Source organism: Amycolatopsis sp. NPDC088138, assembly GCF_044741685.1.
Classification (GTDB): domain Bacteria; phylum Actinomycetota; class Actinomycetes; order Mycobacteriales; family Pseudonocardiaceae; genus Amycolatopsis.
This window is the reverse complement of sequence record NZ_JBIUTB010000006.1, coordinates 403,163-424,228: the sequence shown is the minus strand read 5'-3', so window position 1 is coordinate 424,228 and position 21,066 is coordinate 403,163. Positions and strand designations below refer to the sequence as shown.

Genomic DNA, 21,066 nt, shown 5'->3' with positions numbered 1-21,066 from the left:
GGTGGGCCGGTATGAGCCAGGCGTACCCGGCGGTGACCCCGCGGATGGTGGTGAGCGACCTCGTCGCCGCCGTCGCGTTCCTGCGCACGGTGTTCGGCGCGACCGGCGAGGTGGAGAGCGGCCGCCCCGCCGACCTCGACATCGGCGGTTCGCGCGTGCTGGTGTCCGCCGAAGGCGAGCGGGACCTGTTCCCCGCGTTCCTCTACATCTACGTTGCCGACGCGGACGCGACGTACCGCCGGGCTCTCGACTGCGGCGCGACGAGCCTCGAGGAGCCGGCGGACACCCCGTACGGCGACCGGCGCGCGATGGTCCGCGACCCGTTCGGCAACGTCTTCCAGATCGCGCACCCCCGTGCCTGAGCGGTTCCCCCGGCTGCGCCAGACCGTCCTGGACGCGACGGACGTCCGCGCCCTGGCCGAGTTCTACCGGCAGCTGCTGGGGTTCGCGTACCGCCCGGGCGACGAGACGGGCGAGCACGACTGGCTGGTGCTGAACGACACGGCCGGCGCCCCGCGGCTGGCGTTCCAGCAGGTCGAATCCCTGCCTCCGCCCACCTGGCCGGCGGGGCCGCGCCCCCAGATGCTGCACCTGGACCTGACGGTGGCGACCCGCGCGGAGCTGGACGAGCAGCACGAGCGGGCGACGGCGTTGGGTGCGCGGCTGCTGGCGGACGAAGCGGCGGATCCGGAGGAGCCACTGCGGGTCTACGCGGACCCGGCGGGTCACCCGTTCTGCGTCTTCGTCGGCTGATTTCCGCCGAATCCGCCGGGGTTTCCGGGAATCGGTGACGTGTAACGCGGCAAGGGGCGTCGCGCGACTGTGCGACGTGACCTCGGAATTCGGGCCGTACCGGATCGAACGGCTGATCGCGCGCGGCGGGATGGGCGAAGTGCTGCGCGCCTACGACACCCGGCTCGACCGGGTCGTGGCGTTGAAGGTGCTGTCGCCCCACCTCGCGGCCGATCAGGACTTTCGCGAACGCTTTCGCCGCGAAGCACATTCGGCGGCTCGGCTGCGCGAGCCGCACATCGTTCCGATTCACTCTTTCGGGGAAATCGACGGCCGGCTCTACCTGGACATGCAACTCGTCGAAGGCGAAGACCTGGCGACACGGCTGAGCACCCGCGGGCCGATGGATCCCGCCGAAGCCGTCAACGTGATCGGCCAGATCGCGCAGGCCCTCACGGCCGCGCACGCCGAAGGCGTGGTCCACCGCGACGTCAAGCCGTCGAACATTCTCCTGACGCCCAGCGGGTTCGCCTATCTGGTGGACTTCGGGATCGCCCGGTCGCAGGAAGCGGCGACCGGGTTGACCGGCACGGGCGCGGCGATCGGCACGCTCGACTACATGGCACCCGAGCGGTTCACCGGTGCCCGGCCCGACCAGCGCGTCGACGTCTACGCCCTGGCCTGCGTGCTGCACCAGTGCCTCACGGCCACCAAGCCCTTCGCCGCGACGACCGCGGCGTCCCTGCTGAACGCCCACCTGAACCAGCCACCGCCCCGCCCGAGCCTGCTGCGCCCGGGCACGCCCACGGCGCTCGACGGCGTGGTGGCCCGGGGCATGGCGAAGAGCCCGGACGACCGCTACCCCACCGCCGCGGCGCTCGCGGCGGGAGCCCTCGCCGCGTCGGGCCCGCGTCGCGACTTCGCGGCCCTGCCCGCGGAAACCCGGACGTTCACCAGGGTCGAACCGGATGCCGCGCCGCCGCGCCGGGCCGGTCTCGCCGTCGCGCTCACGCTCGTGGTGCTGGTCCTGCTCGGCGGGGTGGGTGCGCTGATCGCCCTGCCCGCCCTGACGTCGCGAACGCCCGCCGCCGCGCCGACGTCGGCTGCGGTACGGACGTCCGTTTCCCCGGCTTCTCCCACGCCGGCGCCGGACACCACCGTCCCGCTCGCGGTGACGACGGCTCAGGCGAGCCGGCCTTCCCCCGGCGACCTCTCCGGATTCGTCGTCCACTACTACGGTCTGCTGCCGGACACCGACTCCGGCTGGGAGCTGATCGGCCCGAACCTGCGCCTGCGGACCCGGGACAGCTACGACAAGTTCTGGAGCAGGTTCAGCGGTGCCGAGGTCGTCGGCACGCCGAGCGTCGAGGACGACTCGGTGACCGCGCGGATCAGGCTGCACTACCGCGACGGCCGCCCGGACACCACCGAAACCCACGTCCTCGGCGTCGCGATGTGGGACGGCCACCTGTGCATCGACTCGGACTCGGTGGCCAAGAACCGCTGAGCTACTCCCCGGTGCTGCCGTCCACCGACTCGCGGATGAGGTCTGCGTGGCCGTTGTGGCGGCTGTACTCCTCCACCATGTGGACCAGGATCCAGCGCAGGTTGGGCTTGAGCCCGTCCGCCCAGCCGCGGGCGGCGACCTGCGAGAGATCGCCCTGCTCCAGCGCCTTCGTGAGCAGCTCGCGCGAACGTGCGACCGTCCCCTCCCACAGTGCGCGCAGCTGGTCCGGGGTGTCTTCGACGGCGGAATCCCAGTCCCAGTCCGGGGCGGCCGTCCAGTCCACCGAGAGCCACGGCTCCGCCCGTTCGGCGCCGGTCAGGACGCGCGAGAACCAGTGGTCCTCCACGTAGGACAGGTGCTTGAGCATGCCGCCCAGCGTCATCGGGGACGGGCCGACGGTCGCGCGCAGGCCCGCCGCGTCGAGGCCGGCGCACTTCCACGCGAGCGTCGCGCGGTGGTACTCGAGGAACCCCAGCAGGGTCCCGGTTTCGTCGGCGTCGACCGGCGGTTCGGCCCGGCCCTGCTCGTCCACGATGGTCATGGGCGCGCACTCTACCGATTCGCCGGCTCGCGGCCGCGGGGTTTTCGTCAGGGCGTCAAGGCGCGGACGTCCCAGACCCACACGCCGCCGACGAACTCCGCCGGTTTGCGGAGCAGCAGCTCCACAGTGGACTTGAGCGCTTCCTGGTTCTGGCGCGGGCCGACCACCAGCACGTCGGCGTTCCACTTGCGCAGGTCCTCCAGCGCCTGGGTGCGATCGGCCTCGGTGACGTCCGCGGTCTGACCCGTGCGCTCGACCTCGGCGAACAGGTCCGACGTCGGGAGCGGGACGGCGCCGTAGCGGCCGCGGCGGTCCTCCGCGGACGTCGGGCCGACGAAGTAGCCCTCGGGCATCGGGTAGCCGAGGCCGGCGTCCACCTGCCAGTGCAACGGTTCCGCTTCCCCGGTGCTGGGCAGCGGCACCGGCACGAGCGAGCCGCCGGGGGCGATGTACTGGCGCCAGATGCCGTCGGCGAAGAACGGCGGCGACAGCGGGCGCTCGTGCGTCACCAGCTCCGTCGGCGCGATCGGCAGCAGCACCGCCACCACCGCGCCGACCCAGACCAGGCGCAGCGGGACGCGCTGTTTGCCTTCCGCGTCAAGGGATTGCTCGGCCGCCGCCGTCCACACGCGGTGCGTCGCGATCGCCAGGAGCCCGCCGACCACCGGGATGCAGCCCATCGCGAGCCGGGACTCGAGCAGCGAGTCCAGCAACGGCAGCTGCCCCAGCCACTTCCACGGCCCGGGGACGCCGGTGTCCTGGTGCGCCACCGTGATCTCGACACCCAGGGAAAGGAGCGCCATGACGTACATGGTGATCGCGAGCGCTCTCGCCGTGATGTCACGCCACAGCCAGATCGTCAGCACCACCATGAGCACGATCAGCGGCCAGCCGAAGAACGCGTTCTCCTCGGTGCGGTTCATCGAGACGTCCGCGGCGGACTCCGGCCAGCCCGCGATCGACTGCGTCGCGAACCGGGTGAACGCCGCCGTGTCGTTGCCCGCCGGGCCGTGCAGCAGCGAATGGAAGCTCTGCGGCCCGAAGAACTGCCAGTACAACGGGAATCCCGCGATCAGCAGGGCCACGACGGCGCCGATGCCGACGCCCTTGGCCAGCGGCGCGAGCATGCCGCGGAGCTCGGCGCGGTGCGGGATCAGGTAGGCGATCACGAACACCAGGAACGTGAGCCCGAAGATCGCCAACGGCTCCTCGCCGAGCAGGATCTGCCACGCGACGAGCAGGCCGAGCACGACGCCGTTGCGCACCGGGCGCTCGTTGTGCGCGATCTGGATCGCCTTCAGGGCGATGAACGGCAGCACGAACAGCACGACGAAGTTCGGGTGCGCGTTGCCGTGCGAGATCATCGGCGGGGCGAACCCGCAGAACGCGGCGCCGATCGCGGCGGCCGTGCGGTTGGGCACCAGGTGCCGGGAGAACACCCAGTACCAGCCGATCGCGGTGCCGGCGAGCCCGGCGGTGAGCACGATCGCCCAGGTCAGCGTGGCCCCGAAGGTCAGCGTGATCGGCGCGAGCGGGATGTTCAGGCCGAACATCGCCGCGTTCGCCGCCATGTTCACGCCGTACGGGTAGTTCTGCAGGTCCGTGGTGAACGGGTTCTGGAAGTGCAGGACGGACTTCGCGACGACCGTCGAGTACCACTCCCACTGGCTCTGGTCCGACGCGCCGTTCCACAGGTAACCGCGCTTGAGGTCGAACCACAGCCCGTTGTAGAGCAGGATCGTGAACAGCAGGAAGCCGCCCATGATGGCGGAGTCCTGCCACTCCCAGCGTTTCGGGCCTGCGGGCGGGGCTTCGGGAGCGGGCGGAACGAGCTCGGGAACGGCTTCGGACTTCAAGCTCACGGCTCGACCACCCTGGCGAAGAAGTAGAGGGCCCCGGTGCCGGCGTGCCGGACCAGCACCAGGAACGGACGGTCCACCGTCACCGCGACGGGGTCGGACGTGATCATCGAGGTGAGGCGCATGGTCAGCGCCGTCGCCGCGGCCCCTTCGAAGCCCTGTTCGTCGACCCGCAGCACGGCCTGGTGCACCACCTCGGACACCGCGAGCCGCGGGTCCGGGGAGAGCCCGCTCAGGTCGGCGCGATCGGTGAACATCGTCCGCACGCCCAGGCCGTGCAGCACACCGGTCAGCGTGCTGGGCACGTCGAGCGAGATCTTCGGGAGCGCCAGCTCCACGCGCGTCGAGCGGATCTCGCCGAGCAGGCCGGTCAACGCCGCTTCGTCGAGCGTCGCCTCCGCCTCGGCGAGGTCGCCGTCGGGCAGCAGCACCACGGTCTGCAGGCCACCCGCCGCGACCAGCCGCACCGCCTGCCAGCCGCCGGTGTGTGCGTAACCGACGTTCTCACCGAGCCACATGGTCGGGACGTCGCGGGTGCCGGACGGCGCGTGGAACGGCGCGCCGGTGGTGTTGGCCTCCCGGAACGGCAGCTTCCACGCGGACTTCAGGTACAGCGCGTTGACCAGCACGGCCGCGACGTCGGCGGCGATCGAGCCCGGCGGCAGCAGCGCCGGGATGAGGCCGTGCGTGGTGCGGCCGACGTCCTCGTTGATCAGCGCGCGGGCGCGTTCGGGATCCTCCTCGAACGGCGCGCTCTCGACGTTCGCCCCGGGCCACCCGGCCAGCTCGGTCTTGAACCCGTCCTCGAGCGGGAGGGTGTCCGCGGCCCACAGCGTGTTGGCGACGGCGATCTCGGGCTGTTCGGCGCCCCGGCCCTCCTCGGCGAGCTCCGCGGCCGCTTGCAGCAGCTCGGCCTGCGCGGCCGGATCGCCGAGCAGGGCGACCAGTTCTTCCCGGGTGGCGCCCCGGGCGGCGAGCGCGGCCAACGTCAGCGCGCTGGCCACCGAATACGGCGAGAAGCAGGAGTTCCCGCCCTCGGCGCCGAGGGCCCCATGGACGGCGAGGGCGAACCGGAGGTGGCTGTCCGTGGCCATGCGGGCGAGACTACCGGAACCCGGCACCCCGCCGGGCGGCCACGCGGAACTCCCCACAAGGGTGACAAATCCGGCACCGGACGCGTCCCGGGTGAGTGCCACCGCGGCCCGGCTCAGCTACGGGAAAGCCCGGCACCCGTGACCAAAGAGCCGGTTCACGTGATGGAAGAGTCAACTCACGTGATCAGAAGGTCGACACGCGTGATTGAGCAGTCGACACGCGTGATTGGAGGGTCGACACGGCGGAGGCCAAGGCTCGCGGCCGTGTCGGCGTCCTGATCACGCGTGTCGGCGTCTCCGTCACGCGCGGAGGGGCTCAGTGGTGGCGGGTCACGTGCCAGGAGTGCCAGACGTGGGCCTGGGCGTCGGTCAGGGAGGCCACCTGGTCGACGACCACGCGCAGCAGGCCCGCGTCGTCCTTCGCGGCCTGCCACGCCGGGACGAACAGCGGGTCGAGCGACTCCGGAGCGCGGCGCGCCAGGGCGTGGACCAGCTCGCCCAGCAGCTCGCGCTGGCCTTCCTGCATGGCCAGCCGGCGCCGGTCGCTCATCACGTACCGCAGCGCCAGCGCCTTGAGCAGGGCCACCTCGGCGGCGACCTGCTCGGGCACGGCGAGGCGGGCCCGGTAGCGGCTGAGCGGGCCGTCACCGAACTCCGCGCGGGTGCCTGTGACCGCGGCCGTCGCGAAGCGGCCGACGAGCTCGCTGGTCAGGCGTTTCAGCGCGACCTGGGCGCCGGGCGAGCCGTCCGGCCCCGCCTCGATCACCGCCGCCACCACCGGCAGCGCCAGCAGTTCCTCGGCCGCTCCCTCCAAAGTGGACACCGACTGCCCGGAGAAGTGCTTGGCCGCGGCCTCCGCGACGGCGGCGCGTTCCTCCGGGTGCGCCAGCACGCGCAGCTTGATCCGGCCGGCGAGCACGCCGTCTTCGACGTCGTGGACCGAATACGCGACGTCGTCGGCCCAGTCCATGATCTGGGCCTCCAGGCAGGTTTCCTGCCCCGGCGCGCCTTCCCGGACCCAGGCGAAGACCTCGGCGTCGTCGGCGTAGACGCCGTACTTGCGACGCCCCGGCTTGCGCGGCCACGGGTACTTCGTCGTCGCGTCGAGGCAGGCGCGGGTCAGGTTGAGCCCGGCCGTGGCGCCGTTCTCGTCGACCAGCTTCGGTTCCAGCCGGGTGAGGATGCGCAGCGTCTGCGCATTGCCCTCGAACCCGCCGCACGCGGCGGCCACCTCGTCGAGCGCGCGTTCGCCGTTGTGCCCGAACGGCGGGTGCCCGATGTCGTGCGCCAGCCCGGCGGTGTCCACCAGGTCCGGGTCGGCGCCCAGCTCCTCGGCGATGCCGCGGCCGATCTGGGCGACCTCCAGCGAGTGCGTCAGCCGGGTGCGCGGCACACCGGTGACCTCGGCGCCCTCCCCCGGCCCGACCACCTGGGTCTTCCCCGCGAGCCGCCGCAGCGCCGCGGAGTGGAGCACGCGGGCGCGATCGCGGGAGAACGCGCTGCGCCCGTCCGCGCGCGCCCCGGCCAGGGCCGCGCCCTTCGCCGCCTCCGGCCGGAGGCGGGCGGTGTCGTGCTCGGAGTAACCGTCGTTCACCCGGCCAGCTTAGGCGCGGGGTCCGACAAAAAGCTCAACCCAGGAAAGTGGCGAAGAGGTCGTCGGCCGGGGTCTTCGTCAGCCGGTAGTACAGCAGCGCGCCGGTCTCGCGGATGATGTAGCGGACCTGCGTGACGCGCTCCTGGACGATCGGGCCGCTGTGCGTCGGCGCGGTCCAGGCGTCCAGGCCCAGGTCGTCGGCCATCGTGCGGGCCCGGAAGGAGTGCCACGGGTCGCTCACGAGCACCGCGGTGTGCCAGTCGCGCGCTTCGACCTGCTGGGCGACCGCGCGCAGGCTGCGCAGCGTGTCGCTGCCTTCGCCGACGGCCAGCGTGGCCGTCGACGGCACGCCGTGGCGGGTGAGCCACAGCTGCCCGGCCCGCGCCTCGGTGAAGTTGTCCTCGGCCTTCTTGCCGCCCGCGGTGACGATCGTCTTCGCGACGCCCGCGTCGTAGAGCTGCTTCGCCTTGGTCAGCCGCGCGGCGTAGATGTCGGACGGCTTGCCGTTGTACTGGGCCGCGCCCAGCACCACGATGACGTCGGCCTGCGTCCGGTCGTTTTCGCGGGCCACCTGCCAGATCCGGAACGCGGTGCCGCCGACGAGGGCGAGCAGCATGAGGACCGTGCCGAGCGCGATCCGGCGCGCCCAGCTCGCGCGCGTCGGTTTCGTGCGTTCAGCGGTACCCACCCGCCCCATCTTGTCAGAAGGTCACCGGCCGCTCACAGCCAGCCGCGCTCCTCGGCGACACGCACCGCTTCGGCGCGGGTCCGGGCGCCGGTCTTGCCGATCGCGGCGGACAGGTGGTTGCGGACGGTGCCTTCCGACAGGTGCAGCGCGCGGGCGACGTCGGCGACCGTGCTGCCGTCCCTGGCCTCGCGCAGCACGTCCAGCTCACGGCCGGTGAGCGGGCTCGCGCCGGTGGCCAGCGACTCCGCGGCCAGCGCCGGGTCCACCACCCGGAGTCCACTGTGGACTCGCCGGACGGCCTCGACGAGCTGCTCGGGCGGCGCGTCCTTGACGACGAACCCGGCGGCACCCGCGGCCATCGCGCGGGCCAGGTAGCCGGGCCTGCCGAACGTGGTGCAGATGATCACCCGGCACGACGGCAGCGCGGCCCGCAGGTCGGCCGCCGCCTCCAGGCCGTCCTTGCCCGGCATCTGCACGTCCAGCAGGGCGACGTCGGGCTTCAGTTCGCGCGCGGCGGCGACCACCTCGTCGCCGGAGCCGACCTGCCCGACCACCTCGATGTCGGATTCGAGGCCCAGCACGGTGGCCAGGGCCCCGCGCACCATGGCCTGGTCGTCGGCCAGCAGTACCCGGATCAAGCGAGTCCTCCCGCGGGTTCGGCGCGCACGGCCGGCGCGGCCGCTCGCGGTTCGGGGAGCGGGATCTCCGCCCGCACCACCAATCCTCCCCCGGACCGGACGGACGCCTGCAGGGTGCCCCCGGCCGCGGCCAGCCGCTCGGTGAGCCCGCGCAGGCCGTTGCCCGGCACGACCTCGGCGGCCGTGCCGTCGTCCTCGATCTCCACCCAGTTCTTCCCCAGGTGCACCTTCACCTGCTTCGCCCCGGAGTGCCGCAGCACGTTCGTGACGGTCTCGCGCAGCACGTACCCGAAGACGTTCTGGAACTCCGGCGCCACGTTGTCCACCGCGTGCGGCAGGTCCGTGTCGATCTCCGCGGCCCGCAGCGCCGCGCGGGCGCCGACGAGCTCGGCCGACAGCGACACCTCGCGGTACTCCGACACGGTCGCGCGGACGTCGGACAGCGCGCTGCGGGTCAGGCTCTCGACCTCGCGGATCTCCTCCACCGCGCGCGGGATGTCGCCCGCGCTCTCCAGCACCCGCCGGGCCAGCCCCGCCTTGACGGTGATCGTGGTGAGGCTGTGCCCGAGCAGGTCGTGCAGGTCGCGGGCGACGCGCTGGCGCTCGTTGGTCACGGCCAGCGTGGCGATCTCCTTGTTGGCCTGCTCCAGCCGCCGGATGGCGCGGATCAGGTTGGCCATGAAGAACATCGCCAGCGTCACCGAGCCGACCGTGATCAGGTCGCCGTAGTTGTCCAGGAAACCGCCCTGGGCCAGCAGGATCAGTGCCGCGGCCGCCAGCGCCGAGAGGTCGACGATCACCGCCCACGCGGCGGGGGCGAGGAACACCATCACCGCGGTGCCGTAGAGCAGGATGAACGGGTTCGCGTGTACCCCCGCGACCACGCCGAGCCCCAGCGCCACCATCGCGATCCCGAAGCCCAGCTTCAGCGGGCGGACCTGGCGGAAGAAGTACGGGAACAGCAGGTAGCAGGCGGCGTAGGCGTAGACCACGATCCAGCTGAGCACGACCGGCACGGTCACGACGGCCTCGGCCAGGAGCGACTTCGTGATCGGGATGAGGAACGGCAGCAGGAAGACCGCGCCCATGATCGGCCAGCGCACGGTGTCCGGGCCCTGGTTCTTCCCGTCGGGCAGCGGGTCGTCCCACCACCCTTCCCGCGTGTTCAGCCCGAACCGGCGGTTCGTGTCGTCGCTCGCCATCGCCGTTCCTCGTCCCCTCCGGCCCTCAAACGCGGGCGCTGTCCTTACGGTAACGCCTGATCACCAGGGCCCCCAGCACGACCGTCCACGCCGCGAGCACGCCCACGGCGGTCGGCAGCGACACGACCATGTCGGTGGTCACCGCGGGCCGCGCCAGCTGCAGCACCCAGTACGTCGGCATGATCTGGGCGACGTCGTGCATCCAGCCCGGCATCGTCTCGATCGGGATCCACAGCCCGCCCAGGAAGCCCATGCCGAGGGTGACCAGCATGTTGATCGGCTGCATCGACTCCGGCGTGCCGAACTGGCCGAGCAGCAGCCCGAGCAGCACCAGCGGGATCGTGCCGAGCCAGACGCCGGCGAAGATCCGGACCCAGCCCGCGGCGTCGAGGTGGACGCCCTCGCCCAGCACGGCGAGCGCCGGCACGAGGATCAGCGCGGGCAGCCCGACGAGCAGGCCGGAGATGCCCTTGCCGGCCAGGTAGCCGCTGCCGGTCAGCGGGGTCAGGCGCAGCTGCCGCTGCCAGCCCGCGGCCCGCTCCAGCGCGAGCCGGGCGCCGCTGTTGGTCGCGGCGGCGAACGCGCCGAACGTCATCATGTTGATCATGATCACGGCCACGATCTGCGCGTGCTCCGGATCGGACGCCTTGGTGAAGACGTTGGCCTGCAACAGGAACATCAGCACCGGGAAGGCGACCACGAAGATCAGGAACCGCGGCGCCCGGAAGTTCCGGCGGATCTCGGTGGCCAGGTAGGTGGCGTTCATCGCACGGACTCCGCGGTTTCGTCGGCGGTCAGGGAAAGAAAGGCGCCTTCGAGGCCGACGGCGCTGATTTCGACGTCGTACACCGCGGGGACCGCGGCCTTCAGCGCCCACAGCGTCGCGTCGGAGTCGCCGCTGGAGATGGCGACGCGGTCGCCGCGCAGCTCGAACTCCTTGACGCCGGGCAGCGCCGCGATCACGGCTTCGGTGGCCCCCGGGACGGCGGCCCGCAGGCTGCGGCCCCCGGCCAGCGCGCGGACCTCGGCGACCGACCCGTCGGCGACGACCCGGCCGCGTCGCATCAGCACCACCCGGTCGGCGAACTCCTCGGCCTCTTCGAGGTAGTGCGTGGCGAACACGACCGTGCGGCCGGACTCGGTGAACGAGTACATCGACTGCCAGAACTCCCGGCGCGTGCCGACGTCCATGGCGGCGGTCGGCTCGTCGAGGATCAGCAGGTCCGGGTTGCTGACCAGCGCGACGGCGAAGCGCACGCGCTGCTTCTGCCCGCCCGAAAGCTTGTTCGCGCGGCGGCCGGCCAGTTCTTCGACCCCGGCGGCGCGCAGCGCTTCGGCGACCGGCATCGGCCTGCGGTGCAGCGCCGCGACCATGCCGACGGTCTCGGCGACGGTCAGGTCGTCCATCAGGGCGCCGCCCTGCAGCATCGCGCCGATCAGGCCGGCGCGGACGGCGTCGATCGGCTTGCGGCCGAAGACCCGCACCTCGCCGCTGTCCGGCGTGCTGAGGCCGAGGATCATGTCGACGGTGGTGGACTTGCCCGCGCCGTTGGGGCCGAGCAGGGCGACGACCTCGCCCGGGGCGATGGTCAGGTCGACACCGTCGACCGCGTGGACGTCGCCGTAGTGCTTCCGCAGGCCGGTGAGGTGGATCGCGGCCCCCGCCGCCACCGCCTGGATGTCTGTTTCTCGCATGCCCCCAGGCTGCCGCCCGGCGGGCCGCCGTCCCCAGACCGTGCGTCACGACCTGGGGGTGACAGGTGTCAGGGGTGCGTTCCCCGGAAAGCCGTGAAGGCCACCTTGAGGGACTCTGAGTCCCTCAAGGTGGCCTTCACGGCTTTGAACGGTCAGCAGCCGATCAGGCGGCCGGCCAGGTAGGACTCCAGCTTGTCGATCGCGACGCGCTCCTGGGCCATGCTGTCGCGGTCGCGGACCGTGACGGCGTCGTCCTCGAGGCTGTCGAAGTCGACCGTCACGCAGTACGGCGTGCCGATCTCCTCGTGACGGCGGTAGCGCTTGCCGATCGAGCCCGCGTCGTCGAAGTCGACGTTCCAGTGCTTGCGCAGCAGCTCGGCGACGGCCTTCGCCTTCGGCGTGAGGTCGGCGTTGCGCGACAGCGGCAGCACCGCGGCCTTGAACGGCGCCAGCCGCGGGTCGAGCTTCAGCACCACGCGCGTGTCCGTGCCGCCCTTGGCGTTCGGCACCTGCTCCTCGAAGTAGGCGTCGACCAGGAACGCCATCATCGACCGGCCGACACCCGCGGCGGGCTCGATGACGAACGGGCGGTACCGCTGCTTCGACGTCGGGTCGAAGTACGACAGGTCCTGACCCGAGTGGTTCGAGTGCGTGGTCAGGTCGAAGTCGGTGCGGTTGGCGATGCCCTCCAGCTCGCCCCACTCCTGGCCGGCGTTGAACGCGAACCGGTACTCGATGTCGACGGTGCGCTTCGCGTAGTGCGAGAGCTTTTCCTTCGGGTGCTCGAAGTGGCGCAGGTTGTCGGCCTTGATGCCGAGGTCCGTGTACCACTTCGTGCGCTCGTCGATCCAGTACTGGTGCCAGGTCTCGTCCTCACCCGGCTCGACGAAGAACTCCATCTCCATCTGCTCGAACTCGCGCGTCCGGAAGATGAAGTTGCCCGGCGTGATCTCGTTGCGGAACGACTTGCCGATCTGGCCGATGCCGAACGGCGGCTTCATCCGCGACGTCGTCTGGACGTTCGAGAAGTTGACGAAGATGCCCTGCGCCGTCTCCGGGCGGAGGTAGTGCAGGCCCTCTTCGGTCTCCACCGGGCCGAGGTAGGTCTTCAGCATCATGTTGAAGTCCCGCGGCGCGGTGTACTGCCCGCGCGTGCCGCAGTTCGGGCAGGGGACGTCGGACAGGTCGTCCTCGGTCGTCTCCTTGCCGCTGCGCGCCGCGTACTCCTCGGCGAGCTGGTCGGCGCGGAACCGCTTGTGGCACGAAAGGCACTCGATCAGCGGGTCGGTGAACACGTTGACGTGCCCGGACGCGACCCACACCTGGCGCGGCAGGATCACCGAGGAGTCGAGGCCCACGACGTCGTCGCGGGCCTGGACCACGGTCTTCCACCACTGGCGCTTGATGTTGTCCTTCAGCTCGACCCCGAGCGGCCCGTAGTCCCACGCCGAGCGGGTACCGCCGTAGATCTCTCCGCTGGGGAAGACGAAACCACGGCGTTTGCACAGGCTGACTACGGTCTCAATGGTGTTCGTGGGCACTCCACGCTCCGGAAGCATGCGGGGACGGTTATCGGACTAGAACCTCAAGGGTATCCGCCGGGGTCCACCGCTTTCCGCCCAGGTGAACCTACGGCCGTGACACCAGTGACGCCGTCACGACGCGGTTGTCCTCGTAGCCCTCGGTGCCGCCGACGTACTCGCCGCCGCAGGTGACCAGGAGGAGCTTGTGCGGGCCGTCCGGGGAGAACAGCTGCTCCGAACGCCCGGCCAGCTCGGACTTGTGGATGGTCTCGGTCGTGTCGACCTTGTAGACCCACGCGCCGCCCGCGGCGTCGGTCAGCTTGACCTCCTGGCCCTGCTTGACCTGCCACAGCTCGTTGAACGGGCCCTTCTTGCCCTTCCAGTTCACGTGCCCGGACAGCAGCGCGACGCCGTGGTCGGCGCCCAGCTTCGCGCCCCACCACGCGGCTTCGTCGAGTCCCTCGGGGATCTTCAGCGCGCCGTCGGCGTCCAGGTCCTCCTGGACGAGCTTCGCCGTGCCCCCGCCGGGCAGCGCGAGCTGGGTCGGCGCCTGGCCGGTGTCCTGCGGGGTGCCGGCGCTCGGCGCGGACGTCCCGGTCGCGACCGGCGCTCCCGTGCCGTTCGCGCTGGCAGGTTCATCCTTTCCGGTGAAGACGAGCAGGGTGGCGACCAGCGCCGCGATCACGAACGCGCCGGCCGCGCCGACGATCCACCAGCGGCCGGGGCCCTTCTTCCGCTCCGCCGGGTTGTGCTCCTGCATGCGCCTGTGCTCCTTCGCTCCGTGACCAGTGCACAGAGACACATGCCGCGGCGGGCGGAGGAGGTTGCACCGAACTCGGTCAGCCGGTGGGGCGGGTCACCAGCGTCGCGGTGACCAGGCGGTTCTGGTCGTAGCCCTCGGTGCCGCCGACGTAGTCGCCGCCGCAGGTCACCAGCACCAGCCGGTGCGGGCCGTCCTGGCCGAACCAGCGGGCGGCCTGCGCGGGCAGCGTCTCCTTCGGCAGCGTCACGACGTCGTCGACGCGGTAGACCCATCGGCCGCCGCGGGCGTCGACGACGCTGACCTCGTCGCCGTCGCGCATCCGCCACAGCTCGTCGAACGGACCCCGCTGCCCTTCCCAGTTCACGTGCCCGGACAGCAGCGCCGCGCCGCGGTCGGCGCCCAGCTTGGCGCCCCACCACGCGGCGTCACCGAGGCCGCGCGGGATCGGCAGCACGCCGGTGTCGGTGAGCTCGGTGCGGACCAGCCGCGCGGTGGCGCCGTCGGGGAGGCGGACCGTGCCCGGGCGCTGCTGCGCGGTGGACGAGCTGTCCGCGGGCAGCACGGCCGGGGCCGCGTTCTCCCCCGGCAGCGTGCCGGGGGCGGGCGCGGCGATCGACACCGGCTCGGGCGGCAGCCACGTCAGCACGACGACACCGGCCGCGAAGGCGGCCACGGCCAGGGCCCCCGCGACGGCGGCCAGCCCGGTGCGCAGCACCTAGTCCGTCCCGGACTTGCGCCGCCTGCCCAGCAGCAGGGCGACACTCCCGAAGAACACGCCGCCGAAGAGCAGCCCGATGCCGAGCGGGACGCGCGAACCGTCACTGCCGGTGTCCGGCGCGGCCGCGCCGAGGTAGCCGGCCGGGACCTGCGTCGGCACGGCGGGCTGCGTCGCGGTGGCGCCGCCGCCGGTGCCGCCGGCGGTCTTCGCGACGAACCCCTTCGGGACCGAGCAGCTGACCCCGCCGAGCACGATGTTCGTCTGGACGTCCTGCAGCGCGGCACCCTGCGCGTCCTTGACGTGCGTGGTGATCTCGACCCGCCAGCCGGCGACGGCGGTGTAGTCGCCCCCGCGCCAGCCGTCCTGGCGGATCAGCTGGTCGAACGCGGCGACGCGGGTCAGCTTGAGGTCCGAGACCGTGGTGTCCTTGCTGGCGTTGGTCAGGTCGCCGGGCGGGCCGAGCCGCAGGTTCTTCAGCTGCAGGCCGGCGTTGCCGCCGGGCATCGGGACGATGCCGAGCGCTCCGCCGGCCTGGCGCACCCACAGCCGCGTCACCGAGGACGTGCCGGTGAGCTTCGCCGGGCTGGTGCAGTCCACCGCGGTCTTGGCGCCTTCGAGCACGAGCACGGTGTCGTCCACCGCCTTGGCCCCGCCCTGCCAGGTGTCGCGCAGCGCGTAGTTGGTCTCGGCGACGGCGGTGGGCACGGTGGTCGCCTGCAGTGCGGCGACGACGTTGTGGTCCCGGATCCCGACCCCGGCCGGGTACGGGTTCTGCGAGCCGCTGTAGTGGCCGAGGTCGATCGCGTAGTGCCCGCCGAACGTGGCGCGCTCGCCGTCGTCCTTGGGCACGGTGACCCGGTCGGTGCCGAGCTTCGACTGGCCGGGCAGCAGCGGCGAGCGCTGGGTCTCGGTGATCAGGGAGCCGCCGTGCTGGCCTTCGCCGCCGATCCGGACCGACGCCACGTTCGCGAACGAGACCGGCCCGGTCCTCTCGTCGACCGCCTGGCTCTGCGCGCCGGCCACACCCACCCCGGCCAGCGGGCACAGGACGGCCGTCAGTACGGCTGCCTTCGTTGCGAAACGGGTCATGTCTCCCCACTGCGTCTGCTCGGGCGGGTCGCCAGGGTACGAGAGGCGACAAAACGCTCCGCGACAACCTTGCACCGTCGGCCACTACATGCGAAGCCGAAGAGCCAATATCCCACGAACTCACCCGAATGGAGCAATGACACCCGCCGGACCCCGCAGAGACGGTGACGGAGCCGGGGCCCGGACGGGGGAACACTAGGATGGGCCACGCCGTTATCGGCAATGACTACGGAATTCATGGTCCGGACGGCGACGAGGTGGAGGCGGTTATGGCGACGGTGGCGGGCAGCGGCGTCGCGGACGAGGCCGGACCGCACACGCACGAGCCCGAACGGGACCGCGCGGCGCCGTCGGTACACCCGTCGACCGCCGTGCTGGCCGACGCGGGCGACCTGCTGCGCGCGCTGGCCGCCCCGGTCCGGATCGCGATCGTGCTGCAGCTGCGCGAGGCCGACCGGTGCGTGCACGAGCTGGTGGACGCCCTCGACGTCGCGCAGCCCCTGATCAGCCAGCACCTGCGGGTGCTCAAGACCGCCGGGGTGGTGCAGGGCGAACGCCGCGGCCGCGAGGTCGTCTACCGGCTCGCCGACGACCACCTGGCGCACATCGTCGTCGACGCCGTCGACCACGTACAGGAAGGAAAGCAGTGATGACTCCCGTCGCGCCGCGCGGCCAGGCCCCGGTGCCCGGGCGCCGCTCGACCAAGCAGCGGGCCGCGGTCGTCGAGCTGCTGAGCGCCGTCGACGACTTCCGCTCGGCCCAGGAACTGCACGACGAGCTGCGCAAACGCGGCGACGGCATCGGCCTGACCACGGTCTACCGCACCCTGCAGTCCCTCTCGGAGGCGGGCGAGATCGACGTCCTGCGCACCGATTCCGGCGAGGCCATCTACCGCCGCTGCTCGGCGCACCACCACCATCACCTGGTCTGCCGCCTGTGCGGGCGCACGGTGGAGGTCGAGGGGCCGGCGGTCGAGCGCTGGGCGGAGAAGATCGCGGCGGAGCACGGCTTTTCGGAGATCTCGCACACGGTGGAGATCACCGGCACCTGCGCGCAGCACTGAGCGCGCCTCGCTTTCGGCCCGAGGTCGTGAGGGGCACCTTCAGGGACGCTGAGTCCCTGAAGGTGCCCCTCACGGCATTCCTGCCGGCGGCGGTCAGTACTCGTACGGGTCCTTCGGGGCCGGGACGGTCGCGACCGAGGCCGCGGTGAAGTCCGGCGTGTAGCTGTTGGCCCTCGTGGCCGTGCCCGGGACCACCTGGCCGGTCACCTGGATCCAGGCGTCGCTCGCGTACCGGGCCGCTTCGGTGCCGGTGAGGCGGACCGTCACCGGGAAGGCGTCGGCCGCGCAGCAGCTGATCACCAGGCGGGCCAGCAGGGTCCGGCCTTCCGCGTGGACGACGAACCCGGTCAGCGACACGGTGCGGCCGTCGAGCGTGCCCGCCTTGTCCCAGCCCGCGCGGCTGACGAACTCGTTGACCGACAAGGGCACGACGTTCCCCGCGGGCAAGGGCGGGAAGGCCGCCGCGTTGGCCGCGGCCGCGCTCGCCGGGACGCGTGCCTCGGTGCGGATCACCGAGTCGGCGCCCAGAGCCGGTGGGGCGACGAGGAAGACGGCCAGCACGGGAACCAGCAGCAACCAGGCGGGCCGGGCAGAGTGCGTGTGGTCGTGGCTGTCGTGGCTGTCCTCCGCGGGCGCTTTCGCCCGCGCGGCAAGCAGATCCCGCACGACCGCGACGGCGCCGAGCACCACCATCACCACGCCGCCCGCGATGATCCACGGCTGCTGCGCGGGCTTGACGTAGCGCAGGTAGTCGCCGTTGACGGCGATCTTGACCAGCGCGCCGCCGAGCAGGATCAGCAGGATGTTCTGGGTCTCCCGTTTCATGCCGGCCCCACGTCCTTACCCGGTTGTGCGCGCACGATGATCTGCCGCCGCGAAGGGAGCGCTCCGCAGCCGGCGGTCGGGTGCAGCCGATGGTCGCCGGAGGCGAGGCTAGGCAACCGGCGCCGCCGGGAAGGCTCGCGGATCAGGCGCCTGTTCGGGTTCATGCCAGCCCCACCACCAGTCCGGTCACCACCGCGCAGGCGGCCGCCACCACGAAGGTCACCGGGGCGAAGCGGACCGCGAACGACTTTCCGAACGTGCCCGCCTGGAGGGCGAACAGCTTGACGTCGACCGCCGGGCCGACGACCAGGAACACCAGCTTCGGCAGCAGGGGCAGCGCCGTCAGGGACGCCGCCACGAACGCGTCCGCTTCGCTGCACAGCGCCAGGACCACCGCGAGCACCGCCATCACCACGATGCCCAGCACCAGCTGGTCCCCGAGCACGCCGAACCACTTCGCCGGGACGAGCACGTTCAGCGCCGACGAGATCAGCGCGCCCAGCACCAGGAAACCGCCCGCCTCGACCAGGTCCGTCCGCGCCGTCTCGGCGAACACGCGCCACCGCTGGCCGCCCTCGACGTCCGGCAGGCGGCGCAACGCGCGCTCGGTGATCCATTCGAGCTTGCCCCAGCGGGCCCACAGCCAGCCCATCACCATCGCCGTGGCCAGCGAGCCCACGAAACGCGCCAGCACCATCTCGGGCTTGCCCGGGAACGCGACCGCGGTGGCCACCAGCACCACCGGGTTCACCGCCGGCGCGGCCAGGAGGAACGTCAGCGCCGCGGCCGGGGCCACGCCCTGGCCCATCAGCCGGCGCGCCACCGGCACCGACGCGCATTCGCAGCCCGGCAGGGCGACCCCCGCGAGCCCGGCGACGCCGACCGCGGCACCGGCCCGCCGCGGCAGCACCTTCTCCAGCACGCGCGCGGGCACGAACGCGGCGATGGCGCCGCTGATCAGCACGCCCAGCACGAGGAACGGCAGCGCCTGCACGCACACGGCGACGAACACGGTCGAGCCGGTGCGCAGCGCGGGCACGTCGAACAGCTGCTGCAGCCAGCCCTGGCCGAGGATCGCGACCAGCAGGATCGCGCACAGCACTTCGACCGAGCTGATCCGGAACCGGCGGGTGCGCCGCCGGCCGGTCTCGGTGGAAGGTTCGGAAAGGGTGTCCACGACGGCGATGATGCCAGGGCGCCACGACCTCGGGAGACCCGCACAGGCCGCGAACGGCCGGATACGGTCCGTTTCGGACCGCGATGGACCGTTCGCACCGAAAGCCGGCCCGGCCCGCGCCCGGAGCGCCGGCGGGAAAGCTCGGTGCAGCGCCCCGACCAGCAGCCGACTCGCGACACTGGAACGGGCGTCTCAGAGTCGGCCCACGGCGGGGCTTCGCGGCGTTCGACGATGGAGGATCCTGGCCACCCAGCGTCCCAAATCCTCCATCGTCGCCTCGCGGCCAGAAGAAGGCGGGCTACTCCGCGGGCAGGATCCCCGGCAGGTCGGTCCGCAGCTGCGACGCCGTCGACACCACGAGCATCAGCAGCGTGCCCAGGGCCGCCTCGTCGAGGCCTGCCGCCGGGAACGCGTAGCGCAGCGTGACGTCGACGCCGTTGTCGGAGTGGCCGACGCCGAGCGTCCCGAACAGTCCCTGGCCGGCCCGCTCCGCGACCGCGATCGACAGCTCCGGCGCGTCCGCGAGGTCCCAGCCGACCACACACGTCAGGCTCAGCACGGTGAGGCCCTCGCCGAGCCGGGTCGCCTGGATCACGCACGGGACGTCGCCGTGGGAGAACGTCAGCGCGCCGTCGTCGTCGACGTGGACCTCGAGGTAGCGCTCGAGGGCGCCCTTCGCGCTGGTCAGCAGCTCCGCGGTCTCGGCCGCTTCGGTGGCGCTCATGACGAGGCCTGGTCGACGGCCGCGCCGAAGCGGCGGTCGCGCTTGGCGAACTCCAGGCAGGCCCGCCACAGGTGGGTCCGGTCGAAGTCGGGGAACAGCGTGTCCTGGTAGACCATCTCGGCGTAGGCCGACTGCCACAACAGGAAGTTCGACGTCCGCTGCTCGCCCGAAGGCCGCAGGAACAGGTCCACGTCCGGCATGTCGGGCTGGTACAGGTACTTGCCGATGGTCTTCTCGGTGACCTTGTCCGGGTTCAGCTTGCCGTCGGCGACGTCGCGCGCGATCCGCTGCATCGCGTCGCCCAGCTCCGCGCGGCCGCCGTAGTTGACGCACATCGTCATGTTCAGCGCCGTGTTGTGCTTGGTCTTCTCCTCGGCCGCCTGCAGCTCCTTGATCACCGAAGCCCACAGCTTCGGCCGGCGCCCGGCCCAGCGGATGCGCACGCCGATCGAACCCAGGTAGTCGACCTGGCGGCGGATCGTGTCGCGGTTGAAGCCCATCAGGAACCGCACCTCTTCGGGGCTGCGCTTCCAGTTCTCCGTCGAGAACGCGTAGACCGAGAGCCACTTGACGCCGATCTCGACCGCGCCGGCGGCGACGTCGATCATCACCGCTTCACCGCGCTTGTGGCCTTCGATCCGCGGCAGGCCACGCTGGTTGGCCCAGCGGCCGTTGCCGTCCATGACCAGTGCGACGTGCTTCGGCACCAGCTCACGCGGGATCTCCGGCGGCACCGCCCCGGAGGGGTGCGGATCCGGGGCCCGCAGCTCGGATCGCGACGCCTTGTTCTCGCGTCCCCTGCGCAGCACGGCGGGCCTCCCTGGATGGGTGAAAATCGATCAGCCCGACCCTACTGCCCGCGTACCACGGCCTCCCGGGCACGTCGCTCGACCAGGGGAAGGGACCGGAGCTGACGCTCCAGATGCCATTGCAGGTGGGCCGCGACCAGGCCACTCGCGTCGCGGCGGGTGCCGGGCAAGGTCGACTCGGCCATCGTCCATTCGCCGTGCAGCAGGGCGGTGAGCAGGTCCAGGACCTCGGGCGTGGGGTGCACGGAGCCGGGGACGCGGCAGTCCTGGCACATCGAGCCGCCGGCCGCGACGCTGAACGCGACGTGCGGGCCGGGCAGGCCGCAGCGGGCGCACTCGGTGAGCGCGGGCGCCCAGCCGGCGTAGGACATCGCGCGGAGGAAGAACGCGTCGAGCACCAGGGAGGCGTCCCGCTCCCCCGCGGCGAGCGAACGCAGTGCGCCGCAGACGAGGAGGTAGAGCTTCAGCACCGGCTCGCCCTCTTCGGCCGAGAGCCGGTCCGCGGTTTCGGCGATCGCGCTGGCCGCGGTGTAGCGCTGGTAGTCGGCGACCAGCGGCAGCGCGAAGGCGTCCACGGTCTCGACCTGGGTGATCACGTCCAGGGTGCGGCCGGTGTAGAACTGCACGTCGACGTGGCCGAACGGCTCCAGCCGGGCCCCGAAGCGGGACGAGGTGCGCCGCACGCCCTTCGCGACGGCACGCACCTTGCCGTGCCGCCGGGTCAGCAGGGTGATGATCCGGTCCGCTTCACCCAGCTTGTGCGTGCGCAACACCACTCCGGTGTCGCGGTAGAGGTTCACCACCCCGACATCGTCCCACTTGCGG

The 21,066-nt window shown here is 71.9% G+C and carries 23 protein-coding genes; 5 read left to right on the top strand and 18 right to left on the bottom strand.

Features of this window, described 5'->3' with window-relative positions:
* The first annotated feature begins 11 nt into the window (after nt 1-11).
* The 3 genes from ACIOD2_RS33775 (at nt 12) to ACIOD2_RS33765 (ending at nt 2,239) form a co-directional block, all read left to right on the top strand.
* Complete coding sequence (locus tag ACIOD2_RS33775; RefSeq protein WP_400547375.1) at nt 12-362, top strand: VOC family protein; 351 nt, start codon at nt 12-14, stop codon at nt 360-362.
* Nucleotides 355-753 carry a VOC family protein gene (locus ACIOD2_RS33770; RefSeq protein ID WP_400547371.1) on the top strand — a complete coding sequence of 133 codons (399 nt, stop codon included), beginning with the start codon at nt 355-357 and terminating at the stop codon, nt 751-753. Before ACIOD2_RS33775 ends, ACIOD2_RS33770 begins: the two co-directional genes overlap by 8 nt.
* A 76-nt stretch (nt 754-829) precedes the next feature.
* Entirely contained in the window at nt 830-2,239 is a 1,410-nt protein-coding gene (locus tag ACIOD2_RS33765; protein WP_400547368.1) for a serine/threonine-protein kinase, read from the top strand.
* Nucleotide 2,240: 1 nt separating this feature from the next.
* Here the strand turns inward: ACIOD2_RS33765 and ACIOD2_RS33760 are convergent, their stop codons facing one another.
* The 13 genes from ACIOD2_RS33760 to ACIOD2_RS33700 form a co-directional block, all read right to left on the bottom strand.
* On the bottom strand, nt 2,241-2,780 hold the full coding sequence (locus ACIOD2_RS33760; RefSeq protein ID WP_400547365.1) for a DinB family protein: 540 nt from the start codon (nt 2,778-2,780) through the stop codon (nt 2,241-2,243).
* A gap of 47 nt (nt 2,781-2,827) precedes the next feature.
* Entirely contained in the window at nt 2,828-4,543 is a 1,716-nt protein-coding gene (locus tag ACIOD2_RS33755; protein ID WP_400548873.1) for a glycosyl transferase, read from the bottom strand.
* Between the two features lie 95 nt (nt 4,544-4,638).
* Nucleotides 4,639-5,733 carry a serpin family protein gene (locus ACIOD2_RS33750; protein WP_400547362.1) on the bottom strand — a complete coding sequence of 365 codons (1,095 nt, stop codon included), beginning with the start codon at nt 5,731-5,733 and terminating at the stop codon, nt 4,639-4,641.
* A gap of 316 nt (nt 5,734-6,049) precedes the next feature.
* Complete coding sequence (locus ACIOD2_RS33745; RefSeq protein ID WP_400547359.1) at nt 6,050-7,327, bottom strand: deoxyguanosinetriphosphate triphosphohydrolase; 1,278 nt, start codon at nt 7,325-7,327, stop codon at nt 6,050-6,052.
* 34 nt (nt 7,328-7,361) lie between these two features.
* Nucleotides 7,362-8,015 carry a YdcF family protein gene (locus tag ACIOD2_RS33740; protein WP_400547356.1) on the bottom strand — a complete coding sequence of 218 codons (654 nt, stop codon included), beginning with the start codon at nt 8,013-8,015 and terminating at the stop codon, nt 7,362-7,364.
* Nucleotides 8,016-8,047: 32 nt separating this feature from the next.
* Nucleotides 8,048-8,653, bottom strand: coding sequence for a DNA-binding response regulator (locus ACIOD2_RS33735; RefSeq protein ID WP_400547353.1), 606 nt, complete (start codon nt 8,651-8,653; stop codon nt 8,048-8,050).
* The gene (locus ACIOD2_RS33730; RefSeq protein WP_400547350.1) at nt 8,650-9,855 is read right to left on the bottom strand and encodes a sensor histidine kinase; all 1,206 of its coding nucleotides are present in this window, start codon (nt 9,853-9,855) and stop codon (nt 8,650-8,652) included. Before ACIOD2_RS33730 ends, ACIOD2_RS33735 begins: the two co-directional genes overlap by 4 nt.
* 25 nt (nt 9,856-9,880) lie before the next feature.
* Complete coding sequence (locus tag ACIOD2_RS33725) at nt 9,881-10,621, bottom strand: ABC transporter permease (protein ID WP_400547347.1); 741 nt, start codon at nt 10,619-10,621, stop codon at nt 9,881-9,883.
* Nucleotides 10,618-11,550, bottom strand: a complete 933-nt coding sequence (locus tag ACIOD2_RS33720) for an ABC transporter ATP-binding protein (RefSeq protein WP_400547345.1) — start codon at nt 11,548-11,550, stop codon at nt 10,618-10,620. Before ACIOD2_RS33720 ends, ACIOD2_RS33725 begins: the two co-directional genes overlap by 4 nt.
* Before the next feature lie 152 nt (nt 11,551-11,702).
* The gene (locus ACIOD2_RS33715; protein WP_400547342.1) at nt 11,703-13,091 is read right to left on the bottom strand and encodes a glycine--tRNA ligase; all 1,389 of its coding nucleotides are present in this window, start codon (nt 13,089-13,091) and stop codon (nt 11,703-11,705) included.
* Nucleotides 13,092-13,179: 88 nt separating this feature from the next.
* On the bottom strand, nt 13,180-13,833 hold the full coding sequence (locus tag ACIOD2_RS33710) for a class F sortase (protein WP_400547339.1): 654 nt from the start codon (nt 13,831-13,833) through the stop codon (nt 13,180-13,182).
* 79 nt (nt 13,834-13,912) lie between these two features.
* A complete protein-coding gene (locus ACIOD2_RS33705; RefSeq protein ID WP_400547336.1) occupies nt 13,913-14,551 on the bottom strand; it encodes a class F sortase in 639 nt (212 codons plus the stop codon).
* Entirely contained in the window at nt 14,552-15,643 is a 1,092-nt protein-coding gene (locus ACIOD2_RS33700) for an LPXTG cell wall anchor domain-containing protein (protein ID WP_400547333.1), read from the bottom strand.
* A gap of 269 nt (nt 15,644-15,912) precedes the next feature.
* Between ACIOD2_RS33700 and ACIOD2_RS33695 the strand changes: the two genes are divergently transcribed.
* The gene (locus ACIOD2_RS33695) at nt 15,913-16,293 is read left to right on the top strand and encodes an ArsR/SmtB family transcription factor (protein WP_392769885.1); all 381 of its coding nucleotides are present in this window, start codon (nt 15,913-15,915) and stop codon (nt 16,291-16,293) included.
* The gene (locus ACIOD2_RS33690) at nt 16,293-16,706 is read left to right on the top strand and encodes a Fur family transcriptional regulator (protein WP_400547330.1); all 414 of its coding nucleotides are present in this window, start codon (nt 16,293-16,295) and stop codon (nt 16,704-16,706) included. The genes ACIOD2_RS33695 and ACIOD2_RS33690 overlap by 1 nt, the downstream gene beginning before the upstream one ends.
* Before the next feature lie 93 nt (nt 16,707-16,799).
* Here the strand turns inward: ACIOD2_RS33690 and ACIOD2_RS33685 are convergent, their stop codons facing one another.
* From ACIOD2_RS33685 to recO, 5 genes are all read right to left on the bottom strand, one after another.
* A complete protein-coding gene (locus ACIOD2_RS33685) occupies nt 16,800-17,531 on the bottom strand; it encodes a TIGR03943 family putative permease subunit (protein WP_400547328.1) in 732 nt (243 codons plus the stop codon).
* 160 nt (nt 17,532-17,691) lie between these two features.
* On the bottom strand, nt 17,692-18,708 hold the full coding sequence (locus ACIOD2_RS33680; protein ID WP_400547325.1) for a permease: 1,017 nt from the start codon (nt 18,706-18,708) through the stop codon (nt 17,692-17,694).
* A 298-nt stretch (nt 18,709-19,006) separates the two neighbouring features.
* Nucleotides 19,007-19,432, bottom strand: a complete 426-nt coding sequence (locus ACIOD2_RS33675) for a YbjN domain-containing protein (RefSeq protein ID WP_400547322.1) — start codon at nt 19,430-19,432, stop codon at nt 19,007-19,009.
* Entirely contained in the window at nt 19,429-20,241 is an 813-nt protein-coding gene (locus ACIOD2_RS33670) for an isoprenyl transferase (protein ID WP_400547319.1), read from the bottom strand. The genes ACIOD2_RS33675 and ACIOD2_RS33670 overlap by 4 nt, the downstream gene beginning before the upstream one ends.
* Before the next feature lie 41 nt (nt 20,242-20,282).
* Nucleotides 20,283-21,044, bottom strand: coding sequence for a DNA repair protein RecO (gene recO, locus ACIOD2_RS33665; protein ID WP_400547316.1), 762 nt, complete (start codon nt 21,042-21,044; stop codon nt 20,283-20,285).
* Nucleotides 21,045-21,066 lie beyond the last annotated feature (22 nt).

Bases quoted from the DNA above. Each gene is read 5' to 3' on its own strand.
- ACIOD2_RS33775 (WP_400547375.1), top strand. From the start codon at position 12: ATGAGCCAGGCGTACCCGGCGGTGACCCCGCGGATGGTGGTGAGCGAC.
- ACIOD2_RS33760 (WP_400547365.1), bottom strand. From the start codon at position 2,780: ATGACCATCGTGGACGAGCAGGGCCGGGCCGAACCGCCGGTCGACGCC.
- ACIOD2_RS33755 (WP_400548873.1), bottom strand. From the start codon at position 4,543: ATGGGCGGCTTCCTGCTGTTCACGATCCTGCTCTACAACGGGCTGTGG.
- ACIOD2_RS33750 (WP_400547362.1), bottom strand. From the start codon at position 5,733: ATGGCCACGGACAGCCACCTCCGGTTCGCCCTCGCCGTCCATGGGGCC.
- ACIOD2_RS33730 (WP_400547350.1), bottom strand. From the start codon at position 9,855: ATGGCGAGCGACGACACGAACCGCCGGTTCGGGCTGAACACGCGGGAA.
- ACIOD2_RS33725 (WP_400547347.1), bottom strand. From the start codon at position 10,621: ATGAACGCCACCTACCTGGCCACCGAGATCCGCCGGAACTTCCGGGCG.
- ACIOD2_RS33720 (WP_400547345.1), bottom strand. From the start codon at position 11,550: ATGCGAGAAACAGACATCCAGGCGGTGGCGGCGGGGGCCGCGATCCAC.
- ACIOD2_RS33710 (WP_400547339.1), bottom strand. From the start codon at position 13,833: ATGCAGGAGCACAACCCGGCGGAGCGGAAGAAGGGCCCCGGCCGCTGG.
- ACIOD2_RS33700 (WP_400547333.1), bottom strand. From the start codon at position 15,643: ATGACCCGTTTCGCAACGAAGGCAGCCGTACTGACGGCCGTCCTGTGC.
- ACIOD2_RS33695 (WP_392769885.1), top strand. From the start codon at position 15,913: ATGGCGACGGTGGCGGGCAGCGGCGTCGCGGACGAGGCCGGACCGCAC.
- ACIOD2_RS33690 (WP_400547330.1), top strand. From the start codon at position 16,293: ATGACTCCCGTCGCGCCGCGCGGCCAGGCCCCGGTGCCCGGGCGCCGC.
- ACIOD2_RS33685 (WP_400547328.1), bottom strand. From the start codon at position 17,531: ATGAAACGGGAGACCCAGAACATCCTGCTGATCCTGCTCGGCGGCGCG.
- ACIOD2_RS33675 (WP_400547322.1), bottom strand. From the start codon at position 19,432: ATGAGCGCCACCGAAGCGGCCGAGACCGCGGAGCTGCTGACCAGCGCG.